The sequence below is a fragment of the Mesorhizobium sp. CA12 genome (genome assembly GCF_020165255.1).
Classification (GTDB): Bacteria; Pseudomonadota; Alphaproteobacteria; order Rhizobiales; family Rhizobiaceae; genus Mesorhizobium.
In genome coordinates, this window is sequence record NZ_JAIUHT010000025.1 from 14,064 (window position 1) to 31,264 (window position 17,201).

The window sequence follows — 17,201 nt, forward strand, 5'->3', positions numbered from 1 at the left end:
GTCGCTGCCTAGTAAACCCTTGCGCGGTTGCAGCCGGTCTCGGGAGGTTCCGCTTGTCCAGTTCTGTCAGCGTCACGAACGAGAACGGCGTGGCGGTGGTCACCATCGACAACCCGCCGGTCAATGCGCTGAGCTTTCATGTCCGCAAGCCGCTTTACGAGGCGCTCACCGCTTTGCGCGACGATCCCGCCGCGAGGACGATCGTCATCGCCTGCGCCGGCCGCACCTTTGTTGCCGGCGCCGACATCACCGAATTCGGCAAGCCGGTCGAGCAACCGGAACTGCGCGCCATCGTTGCCTTGCTGGAAACCATCGCCAAGCCGACGGTGGCCGCCATCCATGGCACGGCGCTCGGCGGCGGGCTGGAACTGGCGTTGGGTTGCCATTTTCGCGTCGCGGACGCCGGCGCCAAGCTCGGCCTGCCGGAGGTAAAGCTCGGCCTGTTGCCGGGTGGCGGCGGGACCGTGCGTTTGCCACGCCTGGTCGGCGCCGCGAAAGCGCTCGGCATGATCGTCTCGGGCAGCCCGATCTCGGCCCGCGAGGCGAAGGCCGCCGCTCTTGCCGACGCGGTTGTCGACACCGATCTCTTGGCAGAGGCGGTTCGTTTCGCCCACGAAATGGCTGCTCGAGGCGGACCGTTCGTGCCGGTGCGTGACCGCAACGACCGCCTTGCCGGAACCGACCTCGGTGCCTTCGACCGCCAAGCCGCCGATCTGGCCAAGAAAGCCCGCGGACTGGACGCGCCGCTGGCCTGCGCCGAAGCCGTGCGCAACGCGATCACCTTGCCGTTCGACGCAGCGCTCGCGGCCGAGCGGGAGCTTTTCCAAAAACTCGTTTCCGGCGACCAGTCGCGCGCGCAGCGGCATCTTTTTTTCGCCGAGCGCGAGGCGGCGAAGGTGCCGGGCAAGGATTTGCGGAAGCGCCGGATAGAGCGCGTCGGCGTGATCGGCGCCGGCACGATGGGCGGCGGCATCGCGATGGCCTTCGCCAATGGCGGCCTGCCGGTGACCTTGCTTGAGACGAGCGAAGCGGCGCTGCGCCGCGGCCTGGCGACGATAGAGAAGAACTATGCCGTCTCCGTCAGTCGCGGCTCGTTGACGGAAGAGGCCAAGCAGCAGCGGCTCGGCCTATTCAAGGGCAGCACCGACTACGCCGATCTCGCCGATTGCGACTTGATCATCGAGGCCGTGTTCGAGGACATGGCGGTGAAGAAGGACGTGTTCGGCAGGCTCGATGCGGTCGCCAGGCCCGGCGCCATCCTCGCCACCAACACCTCCTATCTCGACGTGAACGAAATCGCCGCCTCTACGTCGCGGCCGCAAGACGTGCTCGGCATGCATTTCTTTTCGCCGGCAAACGTCATGAAGCTCCTTGAGATCGTGCGCGCCGAAAAGACCGCACCTGAGGTTCTGGCGACGGTCACCGACCTCGCGCGGCGCATCGGAAAGGTCGCGGTCGTCGTCGGCGTCTGCCACGGTTTTGTCGGCAACCGCATGCTGTCCGCAAGGGGCGCCGAGAACGAGGCGCTGTTGCTGGAAGGCGCGACGCCAAGCCAGGTCGATAAGGCCTTCACCGATTTCGGCTGGCCGATGGGGCCGTTCCAGATGGGCGACCTCGCCGGCCTCGATATCGGCTGGCGCAACCGCAAGGCCCGCAGCCAGACGGCGGTGATTGCCGATACGATGTGCGAGCAGGGCCATTTCGGCCAGAAGACCGGGCGCGGCTGGTATCGTTACGAGACCGGCTCGCGTGAGCCGATTGCCGATCCGGATGTCGAGGCGCTGATCCGGGCGAAGGCGGCGGAGCTTGGAATTGCGCGGCGCGAGATCGGCGCCGAGGAGATTCTCGAACGCACGCTTTATCCCTTGGTCAACGAGGGTGCGAGGATTCTTGAGGAAGGCATCGCCGCGCGCGCGTCCGATATCGACGTCGTCTGGGTCAATGGCTACGGCTTCCCGATCGGCAAGGGCGGGCCGATGTTCTGGGCCGGGCTTGAAGGTGCGACGAAGATCGTCAGGCGGCTGGAGTTCTGGCACCGGCAGACCGGCCGGGCGATCTTCGAGCCGGCGCCGGCGTTGAGGCGGTTTGCCGAGACGGGATCGTGGGAAGGTGCGGGCGGCGCCCCATAACTTCGTCATTCCAGGGCGAAGCGAAGCGTAGACCCTGGAATCCATGCCGTTCCATCAGACAAAGAATGCAACGGTGCAGAACGAGCGATGGCACAGCCGTCGATTATTCTGCACCGTCGCCGCGCTCAGACGTCGCGGCATGGATCCTCGGGTCTGCGCTGCGTCGCTACGCTCCTTGCTCCGCCCGTGGATGACGAACGCGGAGGCGACAACACCCAAATTTGACCATGTGGACAAATCTCAGGCGCCGTTCCATAGTCCCGGGTGTCTGACATTTTGGAACGGCCGGCTCGACACGGCTGTCGAACAGAGGGGCACTTCAATGGAAAACGAACGTAGCAAAACGCAACGCGCCGGCCTGTCGCGGCGCAACGTGCTGGAACTCGGCGCGCTCGGCCTCGCGGCCACCGTGCTGCCCGGCGCGGCCTTCGCCAAGGACAAGAAGCTGAAGGTGGCGGCGATCTTCGCCACGCCGATCGAGGAGCCGTGGGACAACCAGATCCACGTCGCCCTGCAGAAGGCCGAGAAGGAGCTGGGCATCGAATACAAATGGTCGGAAAAGGTGCAGACCGCCGACTTCAGCCGCGTGATGCGCGAATATGCTCAAGGGGGGTACCAGCTGGTGCTGGGCGACGCCTTCGCCGCCGAGCGCGAGTCGCGCCGCACGGCCAAGCAATTCCCGAAGACCGCGTGGCTGTTCGGCTCCGGCGCCGGTCCGGCCGAGCCCAATTTCGGTGTCTTCGACAACTGGATTCACGAGCCCGCCTATCTCTCCGGCATGATCGCCGGAAAGATGTCGAAATCGGGCACGGTGGGCGCCGTCGCGGCGATGGGCATTCCGGAGGTCAACCGGCTGGTCAACGCTTTCTTCGCCGGCGCCAAGGAGGTCAACCCGAACATCAAGAAGAAGGTTGCCTTCATCGGCTCTTTCTTCGATCCGCCCAAGGCCAAGGAAGCGGCCGTGGCACAGATTGATGCCGGCGTCGACGTCATCTATGCCGAGCGCTTCGGCGTCATCGAAGCGGCGGTCGAGAAGAAGATTTTTGCCATCTCCAACATGTCCGACCAGTCCAGCCTCGGGCCGGATACCGTCATCACCGGCCCGGTGTGGGACATGTACCCGACGGTCGAGCAGGCGATCAAGCTGGTCAAGGCCGGCGTCTTCACCGCGCAGGACTATGGCGATTTCTCGCGCATGGCCAAGGGCGGTTCGTATCTGGCGCCCTTCCATAAATTCGACAAGACGCTGCCGGCGGACGTCAAGGACCTGGTCGAGAAGAAGAAGGCCGAGATCCTCGAAGGCAATTTCCGCGTCGACGTCGACGAGAACACGCCGGTTTCGGATTGACGCCAGGGGCGGCGCGGCCCCCTCTCTGTCCTGCCGGACATCTCCCCCTCAAGGGGGGAGATTGGCAGTTCCGTCGACGGTGTTCGATGCTTTCAACGTTGAAAGTTGGCGAAGGCCGCCGTGACATCTGATCTCCCCCCTTGAGGGGGAGATGGTCGGCAGGCCAGAGGGGGGTGCGCCGGGCACGCCCTTTCAAGTTAAGCCAATCCTGCGGGAGCACCCTTGTCCGCCCCACTCATCGAAATGCGCCGCATCACCAAGAGCTTCGGCACCGTCAAGGCGAACGAGGCCGTCGACCTTAGCGTCGCGCCCGGCGAGATTCTCGGCCTGCTCGGCGAGAACGGCGCCGGCAAGACGACGCTGATGAACGTGCTGTTCGGCGCCTATGCGCCGGACGCCGGCGAGATCCTGGTCGAAGGCAGGCCGGTCGCCATCCACAATTCCGCCGACGCCCTGGCCGCCGGCATCGGCATGGTGCATCAGCATTTTCACCTCGCACCGCGCCTTACGGTGCTGGAAAACCTTTTGATCGGCATTGCCGGCAAGTCCGGTCGCATCGACCGTGCTCGCGGGCTTGCCCGCCTGGACGAAATCAGCCGGCAATATGGGCTAAGCCTCGATCCGAACCTGCCGGTGTCGGCGCTGTCCGTCGGCGAGCAGCAGCGGCTGGAAATCATCAAGGCGCTGTTTCGCGGCGCCAGGCTTTTGATCCTCGACGAGCCGACGGCGGTGCTGGCGCCGAGCGAAGTGGACGGCCTGTTCGCCGCCCTGCGCTCGATGGCGGCGCAAGGGCTCGGCATCATCTTCATCTCGCACAAGCTCAACGAAGTCAGGGCCCTCACCCATCGCTGCGTCGTGCTGCGCCACGGCAAGGTCGCCGGCCGCGTCGACCATCCGGCAAGCACCACGTCGGCGGAAATGGCCAAGCTGATGTGCGGCCACGAGATCGTGCCGCCGGTCAAGCAGGCTTCGACGCCCGGCGCCGCCGTGCTGACGCTCGACCGCATATCCACTTCCGCTCATGCCGGCACGCCGCTGCGCGAGGTCTCGCTTTTCGTCCGTGCGGGCGAGATCCTCGGCATCGCCGGCGTTTCCGGCAACGGCCAGCGTGCGCTCGCCGACGTCATTTCCGGCATGCTGCCGCCGAAGGCTGGCACCATGATGATAGCCGGCAAAGCGGTGATGCAATTTTCGCCGCGCGAGCTGCAGGCGCTCGGCCTCGGCCGCATCCCGGAAGACCGGATGACCACCGGCCTCGTCACAAACCTGCCTTTAGCCGATTCCATGGTGCTGCCGCGTATCGGCACCGAGGCCTTCAGCCGCAAGGGCCTGCTCAACCCGGCCGCCATCCGCGCCTTCGCCGAGCAACAGATCAAGGCCTATGACATCCGCTGCCCCGGACCGATGGTGCGCGCCGGAGCGTTGTCCGGCGGCAATCTGCAGAAGGCGCTTCTTGCGCGCGAGCTCGCCTTCGACCCCAAGGTGCTGATCGTCTCGCAGCCGACGCGCGGCCTCGACATCGGCGCTGCCCGCTTCGTCCACGAGAAATTCCTCGCCATGCGCGCCAAGGGCTGCGGCATCATCGTCATCGGCGAGGACCTCGAGGAATTGCTGATGCTCTCGGACCGCATAGCCGTGATGTATGAGGGCCGCATCGCAGGCACGCTTCCCAGCGCGGATGCCACCGTCGCAAGGCTCGGCCTGATGATGACCGGCGCGGAGGGGCACGCCTGATGTTCCGCCTCGAAGCCCGCACGTCAACGCCCGCCTGGTTCAACCTCGCGCTGCCGCTGGTCGCCATCGCCGCCACACTGATCCTGTGCAGCGGCCTGATCGCGATTGCAGGCGCCGGCGTGATCGAGGCCTATGGCGTGATGCTGTCTGCATCGCTCGGCGACAGCTACGCCATCACCGAGACGCTGGTGCGCGCCGCCCCGATGATCTTCACCGGCCTTGCGGTGGCAATCGCCTTCCGCGCCAAATTCTGGAACATCGGCGCCGAGGGCCAGCTGCTCGCCGGCGCGGTGGCAAGCTGCTTCATCGGCGCCATCCCGATGCCGGGCTATCTCGCCATGCTGCTGATGGCGCTTGTAGGCGCGGCTGCGGGCGCTCTCGTCGCGCTGGTGCCGGCGACATTGCGCGTCAAATTCAAGGTCGACGACGTGGTCAGCTCGCTGCTGCTCAACTCGGTCATCTATTACGCGCTGATGGCACTGATCGAAGGGCCGTGGAAGGACACCTTCTCCGGCTACCCGATCTCCCCGCCGATCGAGGACTCGGCCAATTTCCCGGTGCTGATCGAGGGCACAAGGCTGCATCTCGGCGTGGTCGTGGCGCTGATCGCCGCACCCCTTTGCTGGTTCCTGATCGCGCGCACCACGCTCGGCTTTAGGATCCGTGTCACCGGCGAGAACCCGGAAGCCGCCCGCTATGGCGGCATCAACGTCCAGCGCGTGCTGCTTTCCACTGCGCTGCTCTCCGGCGCGCTGGCCGGGCTGGCCGGCGTCGGCGAGGTCGGCGGCGTGCACTTCCAGGTGATGAGCGACATCTCGCCGGGCTATGGTTATTCGGGCATCGTCGTCGCCATGCTCGCCCGGCTCAACCCGCTCGGCGTGGTACCGGCGGCGATCTTCCTGGCCGCCGTCATGACCGGCGCCGAGGCGATGTCGCGCGCGACCGGCGTGCCGGCTTTCTTAAGCGACGTCATTCAGGGCACGGCGCTGCTGGCCATGCTGGTGGCGCTGCTGTTCACCGCCTACCGCGTCCGCCGCGTGGGAGCGCAGACATGAGCGCGGTGTTCGAGCAGATCTTCCAGGTCGGCTTTCTCGCCGCCATCATCCGCATCGCCACGCCGCTCGCCTTCGCCACCCTTGGCGAAATGTTCTCCGAGCGCGCCGGCGTGCTCAATCTCGGCATCGAAGGCATCATGCTGCTGTCGGCGATGGCCGGATTCACCGCCGCGAGCCTTAGCGGCAGCCTGTGGCTGGGCGTACTGGTGGCCGTGCTGGTCGGGGCGCTGATGGGCGCGCTGCATGCGCTGTTCACCGTGGCGCTGGGCCTCAGCCAGCATGTCTGCGGCATCGGCGTGACGCTGTTCTCATCCGGCCTTGCCTATTTCCTCTACCGGCTGATTTTCGGCCAGCAATCGGTGCCGCCGAGCATCGATGGCTTCAAGACGGTGCCGATTCCGCTGCTTTCGGATATCCCGATCCTCGGCCCGGCGGTGTTCAACCAGTTCACGCTGGTCTATCTGGCGATCATCGCCATCCCGCTCGCCGCCTTCGTGCTCTACCGCACGCCCTGGGGGCTGTCGGTGCGCATGGTCGGCGAGAATCCGCGCGCGGCGGACTCGGCCGGCGTCAGCGTGATTGCCACGCGCTTCCAGGCGGTGATCCTCGGCGGCGCGCTGATGGGCCTTGCCGGAGCCTTCCTCACCATGGCGCAGTTCAACGCCTTCACCTTCGGCGTCGTATCCGGGCGCGGCTGGGTGGCGATCGCGCTGGTCGTGTTCGGCCGCTGGGATCCCTGGCGCTCGGCGGGCGCGGCGCTGCTCTTTGCCTTCGTCGATGCGCTGCAACTCAGGATGCAGGCGAGCGGCCTCGGCCACATCCCCTACGAAGCCTTCCTGATGCTGCCCTTCATCTTCACCATCGTCGCCATGGCCTTCATGTCGCGCAACGCGGTCGCGCCTTCGGCCCTGCTGAAGCCGTTCCGCCGGGAGGAGCGGTAGGCGGGTGGCGCCCTTTCCTCTCCCTCCGGAGGGGAGAGGTGGCGCTGCGAAGCAGCGGCGGAGTGGGGGAACCACCTCGCTACCGCCGCGAGACTCGGCGCACGAATCTCCTTGCACCGCGCCAAGGGTCGACCCCCACTCCGTCGAGCTGCGCTCGACACGTCTCCCCCGATCGACGGGGTAGAGGAAACGCGCCAAGCCGTTCCGGGGCGAAGAACCTGGAACCGGCTACAACCGCAACGGGACGAGAATGAAAAACCACAGATTGCATCCTCCCCAAAAATTTGTTCCAGAAACCGCCCAAAAATAACAATCGACAAAGTCTACTAGTTTTATAGATTAATGGTCGCGACGGAGGATCGACCATGTCCTACATTCAGAACGCCCAACGCAAAGGCCAGAGGCTTGCCGCCGACCAGAGCTGGAGGCCCGCCTATGGCGGCACGTTCGCCTACCTCGTCTTTGCGCTTGCCTTCGTGTTCACCGGCGCCGTCGTTTTCGGGATCATCCCCTGACTGAGCCGGGGGCCAGAGCAATTCCAGGAAAGTGCGATCTGTTTTCCGTCCGGAATTGCGTAAAAACAAAGGCCCCGCCGTCCAAAAATCTGAGTTGTGTAATCGGAGCCGAAGAAGGCCGGCGCGCTGTCGCGCGCCGACGAGATGGATTTGACTCGGGGGTTCGGAGCGGGGCGGCCCAACGTGATGGAGGAGATGGCAATGCCGATCGAGTTCACGCATGTTCCCGGCAAGCCTGCCAATGGCAGCTTCTTCTATGATTTCGCCGAGACGGCGACCAAATTGTCGCTGATCGAGGACGCCGGCTTTCGCAAGCTGGTGGTGGACGATCCGGCCGGACTGCTTGCCAACATGGATATCGCCGCGCAGACGCTCGACCGCACCGGCTCGCTGGAGGTGGTGCTGACGCATTGGGCCGGCGTTATCGAGCCGACGGTGGCGGCAGGGCAGCTCGCAGCGCTCGACCGCAGAGGCGGGGGGCGTCTGTCGCTTCGCATGCTGAGCGAGCCGCTTGAAGACAGCGATGCCGAGGCGCGACCGGTCGGCCACAGCGTCGTGTGGCAGCGCATCGACGAATATCTGGTGCTGCTGAAGCGGCTGTGGTCGAACGACAGGCCGTTCGACCATGAGGGCGCCTTCTACAGCGTGCGCGGCGGCTTCGTGCCGCGCAAGGGTCCGCACGGCGCCGATCTCGTCATCCGCCTCGGCGGTCAGTCGGGCACCGCGCTGAAGGTCGCCGGCAAGCATGCCGATGTCTTCGAGCTGGCCGCCGGTTCGCCCGACGAGGTGAGGCAATTGATGGAGCGCGCGCGCAGCGCCGCCGCCGAGCACGGTCGCGGCGGCAGGCTGCGCTTCGCGCTTCCGGTGCGCATCCGCCCGGACGGCTGGACGGGCGCCTCGGATCACAAGGCGGTCGAGATTGCCGGGCCGCCGGCGCGGCTCGCCTTGGCGCTGTTGCCCTATGCGGCGCTGGGCGTCGAGGAGTTCATGATCGGCGGCATCGACCGCCTGGGCGAGATCGCCCGCATCGGGCGCGAGACGATCGCGCTGGTCGCGAATTCGCTGGCGCGCCGCGAGGCCGAAGTTCCGCAGCCGGGCGCGTTTGCCTCGCACCCTTTTGCGCAACGCTGCGCGTCCTAGACTAAGGTCGCTCCGCGTCGGAATAGTCCAGGCCGTCCATCACGTAATCCGCAAACAGGAAGTCGCGGATGCCGGCGATCCGGCCGTTCTCCCAATCGATGAGGATGAAGTAGCGCGGCGGTCCGTCCGGACGCTCCGGGCTGGTGACCAGGATGGCGGGCCGGCCTTCGACGAGGCCGGTTGTGAAATGCCAATGCGTCTCGTCGGCATAGCGGCCGAAATAATTGCCGACATATTCCTTGCCGTCGGCGCGCAGGCGGTTGACCAGCTCCAGCTTGACGTCCTCGGCCAGCAGGCCGCGCAAGGCATCGAAGTCCCTGGCGTTGAAGGCGGCCACATAATCGCCGAGGCGCCGCATGTCGTGTTGGTCGAGCGCCGGGCGGGGCGGCGCGATGCGCGGCGCGGCCGCCAGCTTGCGCAGGCTCTCGCGGCCCCGCTGCAGCGCGCCTTTGATCGCGGTCTCGGAAGTTTCGAGGATTTCGCCGATCTCCTCCAGACTGTGTCCAAGCACATCCTTCAGCACGACCGTGCATCGTTGCGCCGGCGGCAGTTGCATCAGTTCGGCCAGGCTCGCCTCGGCGGCAATGCGAGCATCCAGCGCCGAGTTCTGGTCGGCGATCGTGTCGAGCTCGACTTCGCTTTCGCGCCCCCGCAAGCGGGCCCGCTTGCGCAGGAAATCGAGGGCGGCGTTATGCGCGATGCGAAACAACCAAGGCTCGGTCTTGTCGGGCATGTCGCCATTCCTGATCGCCACGAAGCCTTTTGCAAAAGCCTCCTGGACAATGTCTTCGCCATCGATGACCGATCCAACCATGCGCGACGCGTAGCGGTGCAGCTTGGCTCTCAGCAAGGCGGCATCGCGCTCGAAGGCGCGAAGCCTGGTTTCGGTCGCCGCAACGGACTGATCGTGCGAACCGGTCACGCGTGCTCTACCTCTTTGTTTGACGCAATTCCGGACAGAAGGTCGGCGAAGGCGCCGAACCTAACCGTTTCACACTTTTCCTGGAATTGCTTCAGTTCTCCACTCCGCCCGTATGGGAATAAGCCGTGTGGCCCATCATGGTCTCGCCGGAGGCGAGCTCGACGATGCTCTTCATGTATTCGCCGAAGCGGGGATCGCCGCGGAAGGCCGCGATGTCGTCTGCCGAACGCCATTGCGAGATGTTGGCCACCTTGCTGCCGTCGACGCCGATCACCACGGATGACGACAGCGAGCCAGGCTGCCTGCTGAAGAAACTCCTCGTGCCTTCGGCAAGCGTGTTGGCGAGTTCCTGCTGCTTGCCCGGCTTGGCGGTGAAGACGTTGATCAAGGTCACTGTGGTCGACATGGCTTGGCTCCGTTTGTCCTGATGGCGGAGGCCGTCTTGGCTCTCGCACCCGTTACGACCCTCAAGACGAAGCCCGAACCGGAAACGGAACGGTACATGCAAAAGTTTTTCGGCAATCAATCAAGTTCGCGATCCGGACGCTGCCATGGACCTATATCGAGCGGCCGCCGTGCCGTGAGTTCAGAAAAATTTATCCTCGCCGTTCCAACAGCCATCCGCGTTTCGTCTTGGTGAGTGCCGGGTTGCCATCCCGGCATCAACCAAGGGAGAAGCAAATGTCGATCCTGTCATCCATCGCTCGCATCGCGGGCGAATACACCGCGACCCGTGCCCGCCATCGGGCAGCGCGGACGCTCTATCTGCTGCCTCTCGACATCCGCAAGGATATCGGCTGGCCGGAACCCGGCGATCCGCGCGATCCCGAAATCCTCAGCTCGCCACGCTCGCGAGCCGTGATAGCGCGCTGATGACGGCCGCCGAGTCCGCCAGCGCGCCGAAGACGCCGTCCTCGACCGTCACCATATGCAGTGCGGCTTCATGCGCATATTGGTCGCCGCTGGCGCAGGCGTCCGAAATCGTCAGGCACTGGAAGTTGCGGTCGCAGGCCTCGCGCAGCGTGGTGTGCACGCACACATCCGTCGTGCAGCCGGTGAACATCAGATGCGTGATGCCGCGCGCCCGCAGAATGAGCTCGAGATCCGTGTAGGTGAAGGCGCTGTTGCAGGTCTTGTCGATGATGATGTCTCCAGGTGCGACCTCGATGTCGGAAACGATCTGGAAACCTGGGCCGGAGCGCAGCAGGACATCGGTGCCGTCGAGCCCCGCCCGCTTGCGGCGCCATCTTTCATAAGGCGTCATATCGGCCATGTCGGGGCGATAGCCTTGCTTGGTATGGACGACGGTGAGGCCGGCGGCACGGGCCGCGGCAATCAGCCGGTTCACCGCAGGCAGGATGGCTCGCAGCGGTGCTGGATCATATCCCTTCCTGGCGAAGTAGCCGGTCGGCGACAGGAAATCCTCCTGCAGGTCGATCGCCAGCAGCGCCGTGTGCTGCGGCTCCAGTCTGCCGTCATAAGGGAAATCGAACGGTATCGCCTTGATCATTGGCTGCCAGCTCTTCTTGCTCCATGCGCATCGTGCCCGGCAACCGTCTTACGGTCCAGGCCCGCAGCGTGCTCAGGCGGGCATAGGCACATTATGAATTGTGGAGCAACATAGTCATCTTTATAGTTGACTCGCAAACTCATGTTTCATAGTCACCCGGCATGGCTCGCCCTGCACCTGTCTGTATGGCCGCCGCATTGCAATGATGAAGCGAGGACGAGCCTTGTCCCGAAACAGCCTCTTGGCGGCGCTGGCCGCGTCGCTCATTCTTTCGGCTGGTGTCGCCGCGGCGCAGGGACGATCGCCTGCACCAGTCGAGCAGGCGCCGGCCGCTCCAAGCCTGCAGACGCCTGCGGCACAGGCGCCCGCCGCCACGTCGGTGGGGCCAGGCATTCGGCCGGCTGCGAACGGCGCCACGAGCGAAGAGCCTTCTATCTCGCTGACGCTGCCGCATGACCTGTCGCCCTGGGGTATGTTCATGAATGCCGACATCGTCGTAAAGGCAGTCATGGTCGGGCTGGCCTTCGCTTCCCTCGTCACCTGGACGATCTGGCTCGCCAAGTCGCTGGAGGTCCTGGGCGGCAAGCTGAGGGCCCGCCGCGCCGCCGATGCGATCGGCAACGCCGCGACATTGATGCAGGCCGGCCGGGAGCTTGGCCGCAGCGGCGGCCCGGGCGCGCTGCTGGTGCGGGCGGCAGAAGAGGAACGGGCGCTGTCGGCCGGCGCGCTCGACCATGCTTCCGGCGACGGCCTGAAGGAACGCGTCGCCTCCAGGCTTGCGCGCATCGAGGCGGCGGCGGCGCGGCGCATGTCGCGCGGTACCGGCCTGCTCGCCACCATCGGCTCGACGGCGCCCTTCGTCGGCCTGTTCGGCACCGTCTGGGGCATTATGAACGCTTTTATCGGCATCTCGCAGGCGCAGACCACCAACCTCGCCGTCGTCGCGCCCGGCATCGCCGAGGCGTTGCTTGCCACCGCCATGGGCCTCGTCGCGGCCATTCCGGCGGTCGTCATCTATAATGTCTTCGCGCGTTCGATAGCCGGCTACAGGCAGATCCTCGCCGACACTTCCGCGGGCGTCGAGCGGCTGGTCAGCCGCGACCTCGATTTCCGCACCGTGCCGCAGGCGACGGCCATGGCGGCGGAGTAGCGGCGATGGCGGCACGCATTCGCGAGACGTCCGGCGACGATCTCGAGGAAAGCCACGACATCAACGTCACGCCGTTCATCGATGTCATCCTGGTGCTCCTGATCATCTTCATGGTCGCTGCACCGCTCGCCACCGTTGACGTCAATGTCGACCTGCCCGGATCGACGGCTGCGCCCGCGCCGCGGCCCGAGACACCGCTGTTCCTCACGCTGAGAAGCGATCTGACGCTCGCGGTCGGCAATGACAGCCTGCCCCGCCCGGCCTTTGCGGCTGTGCTCGACAGCCGCACCAAGGGCGACAAGCAGACGCGCATCTTCCTGCGCGCCGACAGGACGGTCGGCTATGGCGACCTGATGGAGGTGATGAACCTGCTGCGTAGCGCCGGCTATCTCAAGGTCGCGCTGGTGGGGCTCGAGACTACGTCGGGCAGTGCTGGCGGACCGGCCGAGTCTGGAGCTCCGGCAACTGGTGTAAACTCGGCGTCGGCTCCGGGTGACGGTTCAGCGCCATGACGGTCGCCGCGCTTTCCCGCATTTCGCAGCCGCGCTTTGGCGCGCATGAGGCCGGCCTGTGGACGAGCGCCGCCGCGATCATTCTGGCCGCGCATGTGGCGGTTGCGTATGCGGTGCAGAATCTGAGCTTCGCCGAGATGCAGGATGGCGGTCCGCCGCCGGCGCTGGCGGTCGAGATGGCGCCGCTGGCCATCGCCCCCGCCGTGCCGGAAGAGGCGGCGATGCCGGACACGGTGACACCGGAGCCGCCCGATGCGGCGGAGGAGACGGAAAAGCCCATCGACGCGAAATCGGTGATCGACCCGGCGCCGGTGGCCGAGCAGACCGAGCCCGTCGCTGAACAGCCCCTCGATATCGACGACACGCAGGAGGCCAAACAGGTCGCTCCCGCCGAACAGGCCGTTGCTGCCCTGAGCGAGGGGCCGCCGCTGGACGAGCCCGTGCCCGACCTTGTCGAGGCGATCGCGCCGGACGTCGTCATTCCGCTGCCGGTACCGAAACCTGCGGAAGCGGAGATGAAGGCGCAGAGACCGGTCGAAGCCAGGAAGAAGGCCGAGAAAAAACTGGTCGAGAAGCCGAAAGAACGGGTGAAAAAGGAAAAGGCGCCACCGCCAAAGGCGACGACCACCGCCAGCATCGACGCCAAGGCGGCGGCGAAGGCGGCAGCAACCCGGTCCTCGGATGCAGCGCCGCGCTCCAGCGTCGGCCCGTCGCGCTGGAATTCCAGCCTGGCGGCGTGGATCAGGCGGCACACCCGCTATCCGAGCGCGGCGCGCTCCAGGCGGGTCGAGGGCACGCCGAGCGTGACCTTCACGGTCGACACCTCCGGCAGGGTGGTCTCGGCCCGGCTGGCGCGATCCTCGGGCGATGGCGATCTCGACCGTGCGGCGCTCGGCGCATTGCAGGGCGCCTCGGTGCCGGCGCCGCCGGCGGAGCTCGGCGCCCGCGTCACCCGCACCGCGCCCTTCGTCTTCAGCCTGCGGGACTAGAGCAATTCCAGGAAAAGTGTGGGCGGTTTTCCGTCCGGAATTGCGCAAAAACAAGGAGATAGGGCGTTTCGCCGTTTCCATGAAACGGTGAAACGCACTAGGCCGGCGCGCCGGATGGTGGTAGGCGGCTCACTGGTTCAGCTCAATTCCAACGGCCGAGGCATCCTGCCGACGGAAACCGTATGACGACATTCACGCGCCGCGCCCTTCTCAAAACCACAGCTGCCGCAGGCCTGGCCGGCATCGGCGCCGCGACTGTCGGCAGATTGGCGGGCTTTGCAGCCGCCAAGCCTGCCCCGCTGATCCTGAAGACCGCAAGCATCGGGGCGCAGCTGATGGACGGCGCGCCGACGAAGAATGTGCTGACCTACGGCGAGGCCGGCATGCCGCCGGTCGTCAGGATGAGAAAGGGCGAGCCGTTTGCCGCGCGCTTGATCAACGGCATCGACGAGCCGACGACCATCCACTGGCATGGCATCCGCGTTCCCAACAAGATGGACGGCGTGCCGTTCCTTGTGCAGCCCTATGTTTATCAGGGCGACAATTTCGACTATGAATTCACGCCGCCCGACGCCGGCACCTTCTGGTACCACCCGCATTGCAACACGCTGATCCAGATGGGCCACGGCCTGACCGGGGTGATCGTGGTCGAGAATCCGAAGGACCCGGTCTTCGACGTCGAGATGGCCGTCAACCTGCGCGACTGGCGGCTTGGCGACGACGGCCAGTTCATCGAGCCGTTCCGGCCGCGAGACGCGGCCAAGGCCGGCACCTTCGGCACGGTGCGCACCGCCAATTGGCAGGGCCAGCCGCAATTCGATGCGCCGGCCGGCGGGCTGGTGCGGCTGCGCGCGGCCATCACCGACGTCACCCGCATCCATGCCTTCCGCGTCGACGGCGCCGAGGCGACGGTCATCGCGCTCGACGGCAATCCGGTGCCGCAGCGTTTTACGCCGGATGCCTTGCAGCTGGGACCTGGCCAGCGGCTGGAGCTTGCCATCCGCATGCCCGACGAGGAGGGCGCGATCGTCAGCCTGCGCGATGTCAGGGGCACCAAGCCGAAAATCCTGGCGACGCTGCGCTCGGTCGGCAAATCGCTCAAGCACGATCTGCGCGATCTCGGCCCGCTTGACGCCAATCCCGTGTCGGAGGTGGACCTGACAAGCGCCAAGCGGATTCCCCTGGCGCTGAGCGCGACGGCCGAGAACGTTGCGGCCGACGGCATTTGCGGCTCGCTCGGCTACAGTTTCTGGGCGATCAACAAGGTGCCGTGGCCGGGCGACACGCCGGACCCGACCGCGCCGCTCGCCGAACTGAAGCTTGGCCAGAGCTACATCATCGACATGGAGAACCTCACCCCGCACGCGCACCCGATCCATTTGCACGGAATGAGCTTCAAGGTGCTGTCGTCCTCGACCAGGGCAGTGCAGCCGCTGGTCTCCGACACCTATCTCATCCAGCCCGACGAGAAGGTGCAGCTCGGCTTCGTCGCCGACAATCCCGGCGACTGGCTGCTGCATTGCCATATCATCGAGCATCAGAAGACCGGCATGACGAGCTACTTCCGGGTGGTGTAAGCGCATCGGCGTGGAGATGCGTCGGCATTCCGCGGGTTGACGCGTTTGGCCGATTGCCTAGGTAGGGAGGAGGGCGCTGGGGCGGCACACAACTCCGACCGACGGCATGACATCCTTGCATATTCGAAAACTTGCCTTTGTTGCGGCAGGTATCTCCATCCTGTCGTCCTGCGTCATCCCCGACGATACGTCGAGCATCGCCAAGGTCGACGCCACCACGGCCGCTGCCCGCAAGGAGATGGTCGGTCTCAGCGAGGCCGATGTCCGCATGTGCGCCGGCTTTCCGACCGCGACGGCCGACACGGGGCCTTCCGGTCAGATTTGGACCTACCAGCGCACCGTGCAACGCGGCAATCTCAGTATCGCGGTGCCGACGATGGCCGTGGGCGCGATTCCCGCGGTCGGAGGGTCGGTCAACGTCGCCCCCGGCGGCTATTGCAATACGCAAATACGCATGCTCAACGGCCACGTCGCAGAGGTAGCCTATGCCGGCGACAATAACTTGCCGAACAGCCGTGACGCGCTATGCGTCAGCACCGTGGACGCCTGCGTGGCCTATGCGCGCCAACGCAAAGCAACACCAGTCTCCAGGTGAGGGGGGCGAGGCCGGTCCGAGACTCCGCTTGTGTCAGCGTCCTCCGGGGTGTATGGCGCCAGGCTCCTTTTTGGAGGCGTCGGGCGAAACATGCCGGCCCATGTCTCTGCCGGTTTCGGGCGGCGGGACATCCATCAGGTTTCTGACCTTGGCGTTGTTGTGCGCGTGGATGATGGCGCGGCTCAAACGAAGCAGGGTTCCGAGCGCAGACATTGGCACGTCCTCCATTTGAAATGGCTGATATGTCGGCGGCGGGTGCCGGAAAAATGCGCCCGGTCTGTTTCACGCGAATGGCTCGGAAACCGGCTGACCGTTTCCAAACCCTTTCGTCTGGAAACACTTCCGTGCAAATGGCTGCGACCGCGATAGACCTCGACGAAAGAGCCGACGGGCTCCGCGGAACAGTCCGAAATTCGTCCGGCGCGGGGCTCATGTTTCGGCAGGATTCAGTCGCGCGCCAGAAGCATGTATGTTTGACGATACTGATTCTTCCGATCTTTTTGGCTGGTCGATGTGAGAAAAATCGTCGCTGCACTCACCGTAGCTGTAGTTCTTTCCGTCGGGCTGCTCTTCCTTCTGCCCGCTCTTGTTTCAATCGACTGGGTGCGTGCCGAATTGAGCCGGCAACTGTCGTCCGCAACCGGAATGACAATTCGGCTGGACGGACCTGTCAGACTATCGCTGCTGCCCAAGCTGGCGGTGGTCGCGGACGATATCTCGCTCTCGACCGGTACGGGCGACATCGCGATATCCGCTCCGCGGTTCTCGACTTCGATAACGCTGTCGTCGCTATGGTCGAAAAAGCTCGAGATACAGTCCGTCGCGCTGGCGGATCCGACAATCGCGCTCAAGGCTTCGGCAAACGCGACGTCAGCTCCGGAACCGAATGATGTTCAGGCCGATCCGTTTGCGGCGATTGTCGATACGCTCGAGCGGCTGGCGATCAATCAACTGACGATAACGAACGGCACCCTTGCCTCAGGCGCGTCGGCCGGCAATTCCGCTAAGGTGACGGCAATCGACGCCGATCTGAGGGCTCCGGACCTCGACCGAGAGGTCTCGTTTTCGTTGGCCGGCACCAGCG

Annotated in this window: 16 protein-coding genes and 1 pseudogene; 14 read left to right on the forward strand and 3 right to left on the reverse strand. The window is 65.4% G+C overall.

The genetic code is table 11. The annotated features are described in order from the left end of the window. The first annotated feature begins 53 nt into the window (after positions 1 to 53). The 7 genes from LB520_RS27585 (at position 54) to LB520_RS27615 (ending at position 8,862) form a co-directional block, all read left to right on the forward strand. Positions 54 to 2,129: a 3-hydroxyacyl-CoA dehydrogenase NAD-binding domain-containing protein gene (locus LB520_RS27585; RefSeq protein ID WP_224640032.1), complete on the forward strand. Its 2,076-nt coding sequence runs from the start codon at positions 54 to 56 to the stop codon at positions 2,127 to 2,129. Positions 2,130 to 2,451: 322 nt separating this feature from the next. Beyond that, positions 2,452 to 3,477, forward strand: a complete 1,026-nt coding sequence (locus LB520_RS27590; protein ID WP_224640033.1) for a BMP family protein — start codon at positions 2,452 to 2,454, stop codon at positions 3,475 to 3,477. Between the two features lie 222 nt (positions 3,478 to 3,699). After that, positions 3,700 to 5,211 (forward strand): ABC transporter ATP-binding protein, encoded by a 1,512-nt coding sequence (locus LB520_RS27595; protein ID WP_224640034.1) that lies wholly within the window; start codon positions 3,700 to 3,702, stop codon positions 5,209 to 5,211. Further along, positions 5,211 to 6,266, forward strand: a complete 1,056-nt coding sequence (locus LB520_RS27600) for an ABC transporter permease (RefSeq protein WP_224633475.1) — start codon at positions 5,211 to 5,213, stop codon at positions 6,264 to 6,266. The genes LB520_RS27595 and LB520_RS27600 overlap by 1 nt, the downstream gene beginning before the upstream one ends. Next, complete coding sequence (locus LB520_RS27605; protein WP_224633474.1) at positions 6,263 to 7,207, forward strand: ABC transporter permease; 945 nt, start codon at positions 6,263 to 6,265, stop codon at positions 7,205 to 7,207. The genes LB520_RS27600 and LB520_RS27605 overlap by 4 nt, the downstream gene beginning before the upstream one ends. A 365-nt stretch (positions 7,208 to 7,572) precedes the next feature. Further along, on the forward strand, positions 7,573 to 7,722 hold the full coding sequence (locus tag LB520_RS27610) for a hypothetical protein (RefSeq protein WP_140544253.1): 150 nt from the start codon (positions 7,573 to 7,575) through the stop codon (positions 7,720 to 7,722). Between the two features lie 201 nt (positions 7,723 to 7,923). Further along, the gene (locus LB520_RS27615) at positions 7,924 to 8,862 is read left to right on the forward strand and encodes an LLM class flavin-dependent oxidoreductase (RefSeq protein ID WP_224640035.1); all 939 of its coding nucleotides are present in this window, start codon (positions 7,924 to 7,926) and stop codon (positions 8,860 to 8,862) included. 1 nt (position 8,863) lies between these two features. Here the strand turns inward: LB520_RS27615 and LB520_RS27620 are convergent, their stop codons facing one another. Further along, complete coding sequence (locus LB520_RS27620; protein WP_224640036.1) at positions 8,864 to 9,784, reverse strand: sigma-70 family RNA polymerase sigma factor; 921 nt, start codon at positions 9,782 to 9,784, stop codon at positions 8,864 to 8,866. 91 nt (positions 9,785 to 9,875) lie between these two features. After that, positions 9,876 to 10,190 carry a putative quinol monooxygenase gene (locus LB520_RS27625; protein WP_224640037.1) on the reverse strand — a complete coding sequence of 105 codons (315 nt, stop codon included), beginning with the start codon at positions 10,188 to 10,190 and terminating at the stop codon, positions 9,876 to 9,878. A 275-nt stretch (positions 10,191 to 10,465) separates the two neighbouring features. On the opposite strand from LB520_RS27625, the gene LB520_RS27630 reads away from it, so the two are divergent. Then, positions 10,466 to 10,657, forward strand: a complete 192-nt coding sequence (locus LB520_RS27630; protein WP_224640038.1) for a hypothetical protein — start codon at positions 10,466 to 10,468, stop codon at positions 10,655 to 10,657. Here the strand turns inward: LB520_RS27630 and LB520_RS27635 are convergent. Continuing rightward, positions 10,620 to 11,294: a cysteine hydrolase family protein gene (locus LB520_RS27635; protein ID WP_224640039.1), complete on the reverse strand. Its 675-nt coding sequence runs from the start codon at positions 11,292 to 11,294 to the stop codon at positions 10,620 to 10,622. The two genes, LB520_RS27630 and LB520_RS27635, sit on opposite strands and share 38 nt — an antisense overlap. Before the next feature lie 223 nt (positions 11,295 to 11,517). Here LB520_RS27635 and exbB point away from each other — a divergent pair, with 223 nt between their 5' ends. From exbB to LB520_RS29440, 6 genes and pseudogenes are all read left to right on the forward strand, one after another. After that, positions 11,518 to 12,444: a tonB-system energizer ExbB gene (exbB, locus tag LB520_RS27640; protein WP_224640040.1), complete on the forward strand. Its 927-nt coding sequence runs from the start codon at positions 11,518 to 11,520 to the stop codon at positions 12,442 to 12,444. Between the two features lie 5 nt (positions 12,445 to 12,449). Beyond that, entirely contained in the window at positions 12,450 to 12,956 is a 507-nt protein-coding gene (exbD, locus tag LB520_RS27645; RefSeq protein WP_224640041.1) for a TonB system transport protein ExbD, read from the forward strand. Beyond that, the gene (locus LB520_RS27650; RefSeq protein ID WP_224640042.1) at positions 12,953 to 13,945 is read left to right on the forward strand and encodes an energy transducer TonB; all 993 of its coding nucleotides are present in this window, start codon (positions 12,953 to 12,955) and stop codon (positions 13,943 to 13,945) included. The genes exbD and LB520_RS27650 overlap by 4 nt, the downstream gene beginning before the upstream one ends. 182 nt (positions 13,946 to 14,127) lie before the next feature. Then, positions 14,128 to 15,522, forward strand: coding sequence for a multicopper oxidase family protein (locus LB520_RS27655; RefSeq protein ID WP_224640043.1), 1,395 nt, complete (start codon positions 14,128 to 14,130; stop codon positions 15,520 to 15,522). A gap of 106 nt (positions 15,523 to 15,628) precedes the next feature. Next, positions 15,629 to 16,117, forward strand: a complete 489-nt coding sequence (locus LB520_RS27660) for a hypothetical protein (RefSeq protein ID WP_224640044.1) — start codon at positions 15,629 to 15,631, stop codon at positions 16,115 to 16,117. Positions 16,118 to 16,630: 513 nt separating this feature from the next. Continuing rightward, positions 16,631 to 16,918: pseudogene (locus LB520_RS29440) on the forward strand (hypothetical protein); the annotation flags it as partial. Positions 16,919 to 17,201 lie beyond the last annotated feature (283 nt).

Coding starts and splice junctions, on each gene's coding strand:
- LB520_RS27590 (WP_224640033.1), top strand. CDS start 2,452: ATGGAAAACGAACGTAGCAAAACGCAACGCGCCGGCCTGTCGCGGCGC.
- LB520_RS27600 (WP_224633475.1), top strand. CDS start 5,211: ATGTTCCGCCTCGAAGCCCGCACGTCAACGCCCGCCTGGTTCAACCTC.
- LB520_RS27605 (WP_224633474.1), top strand. CDS start 6,263: ATGAGCGCGGTGTTCGAGCAGATCTTCCAGGTCGGCTTTCTCGCCGCC.
- LB520_RS27610 (WP_140544253.1), top strand. CDS start 7,573: ATGTCCTACATTCAGAACGCCCAACGCAAAGGCCAGAGGCTTGCCGCC.
- LB520_RS27615 (WP_224640035.1), top strand. CDS start 7,924: ATGCCGATCGAGTTCACGCATGTTCCCGGCAAGCCTGCCAATGGCAGC.
- LB520_RS27625 (WP_224640037.1), bottom strand. CDS start 10,190: ATGTCGACCACAGTGACCTTGATCAACGTCTTCACCGCCAAGCCGGGC.
- LB520_RS27630 (WP_224640038.1), top strand. CDS start 10,466: ATGTCGATCCTGTCATCCATCGCTCGCATCGCGGGCGAATACACCGCG.
- LB520_RS27635 (WP_224640039.1), bottom strand. CDS start 11,294: ATGATCAAGGCGATACCGTTCGATTTCCCTTATGACGGCAGACTGGAG.
- exbD (WP_224640041.1), top strand. CDS start 12,450: ATGGCGGCACGCATTCGCGAGACGTCCGGCGACGATCTCGAGGAAAGC.
- LB520_RS27650 (WP_224640042.1), top strand. CDS start 12,953: ATGACGGTCGCCGCGCTTTCCCGCATTTCGCAGCCGCGCTTTGGCGCG.
- LB520_RS27655 (WP_224640043.1), top strand. CDS start 14,128: ATGACGACATTCACGCGCCGCGCCCTTCTCAAAACCACAGCTGCCGCA.
- LB520_RS27660 (WP_224640044.1), top strand. CDS start 15,629: ATGACATCCTTGCATATTCGAAAACTTGCCTTTGTTGCGGCAGGTATC.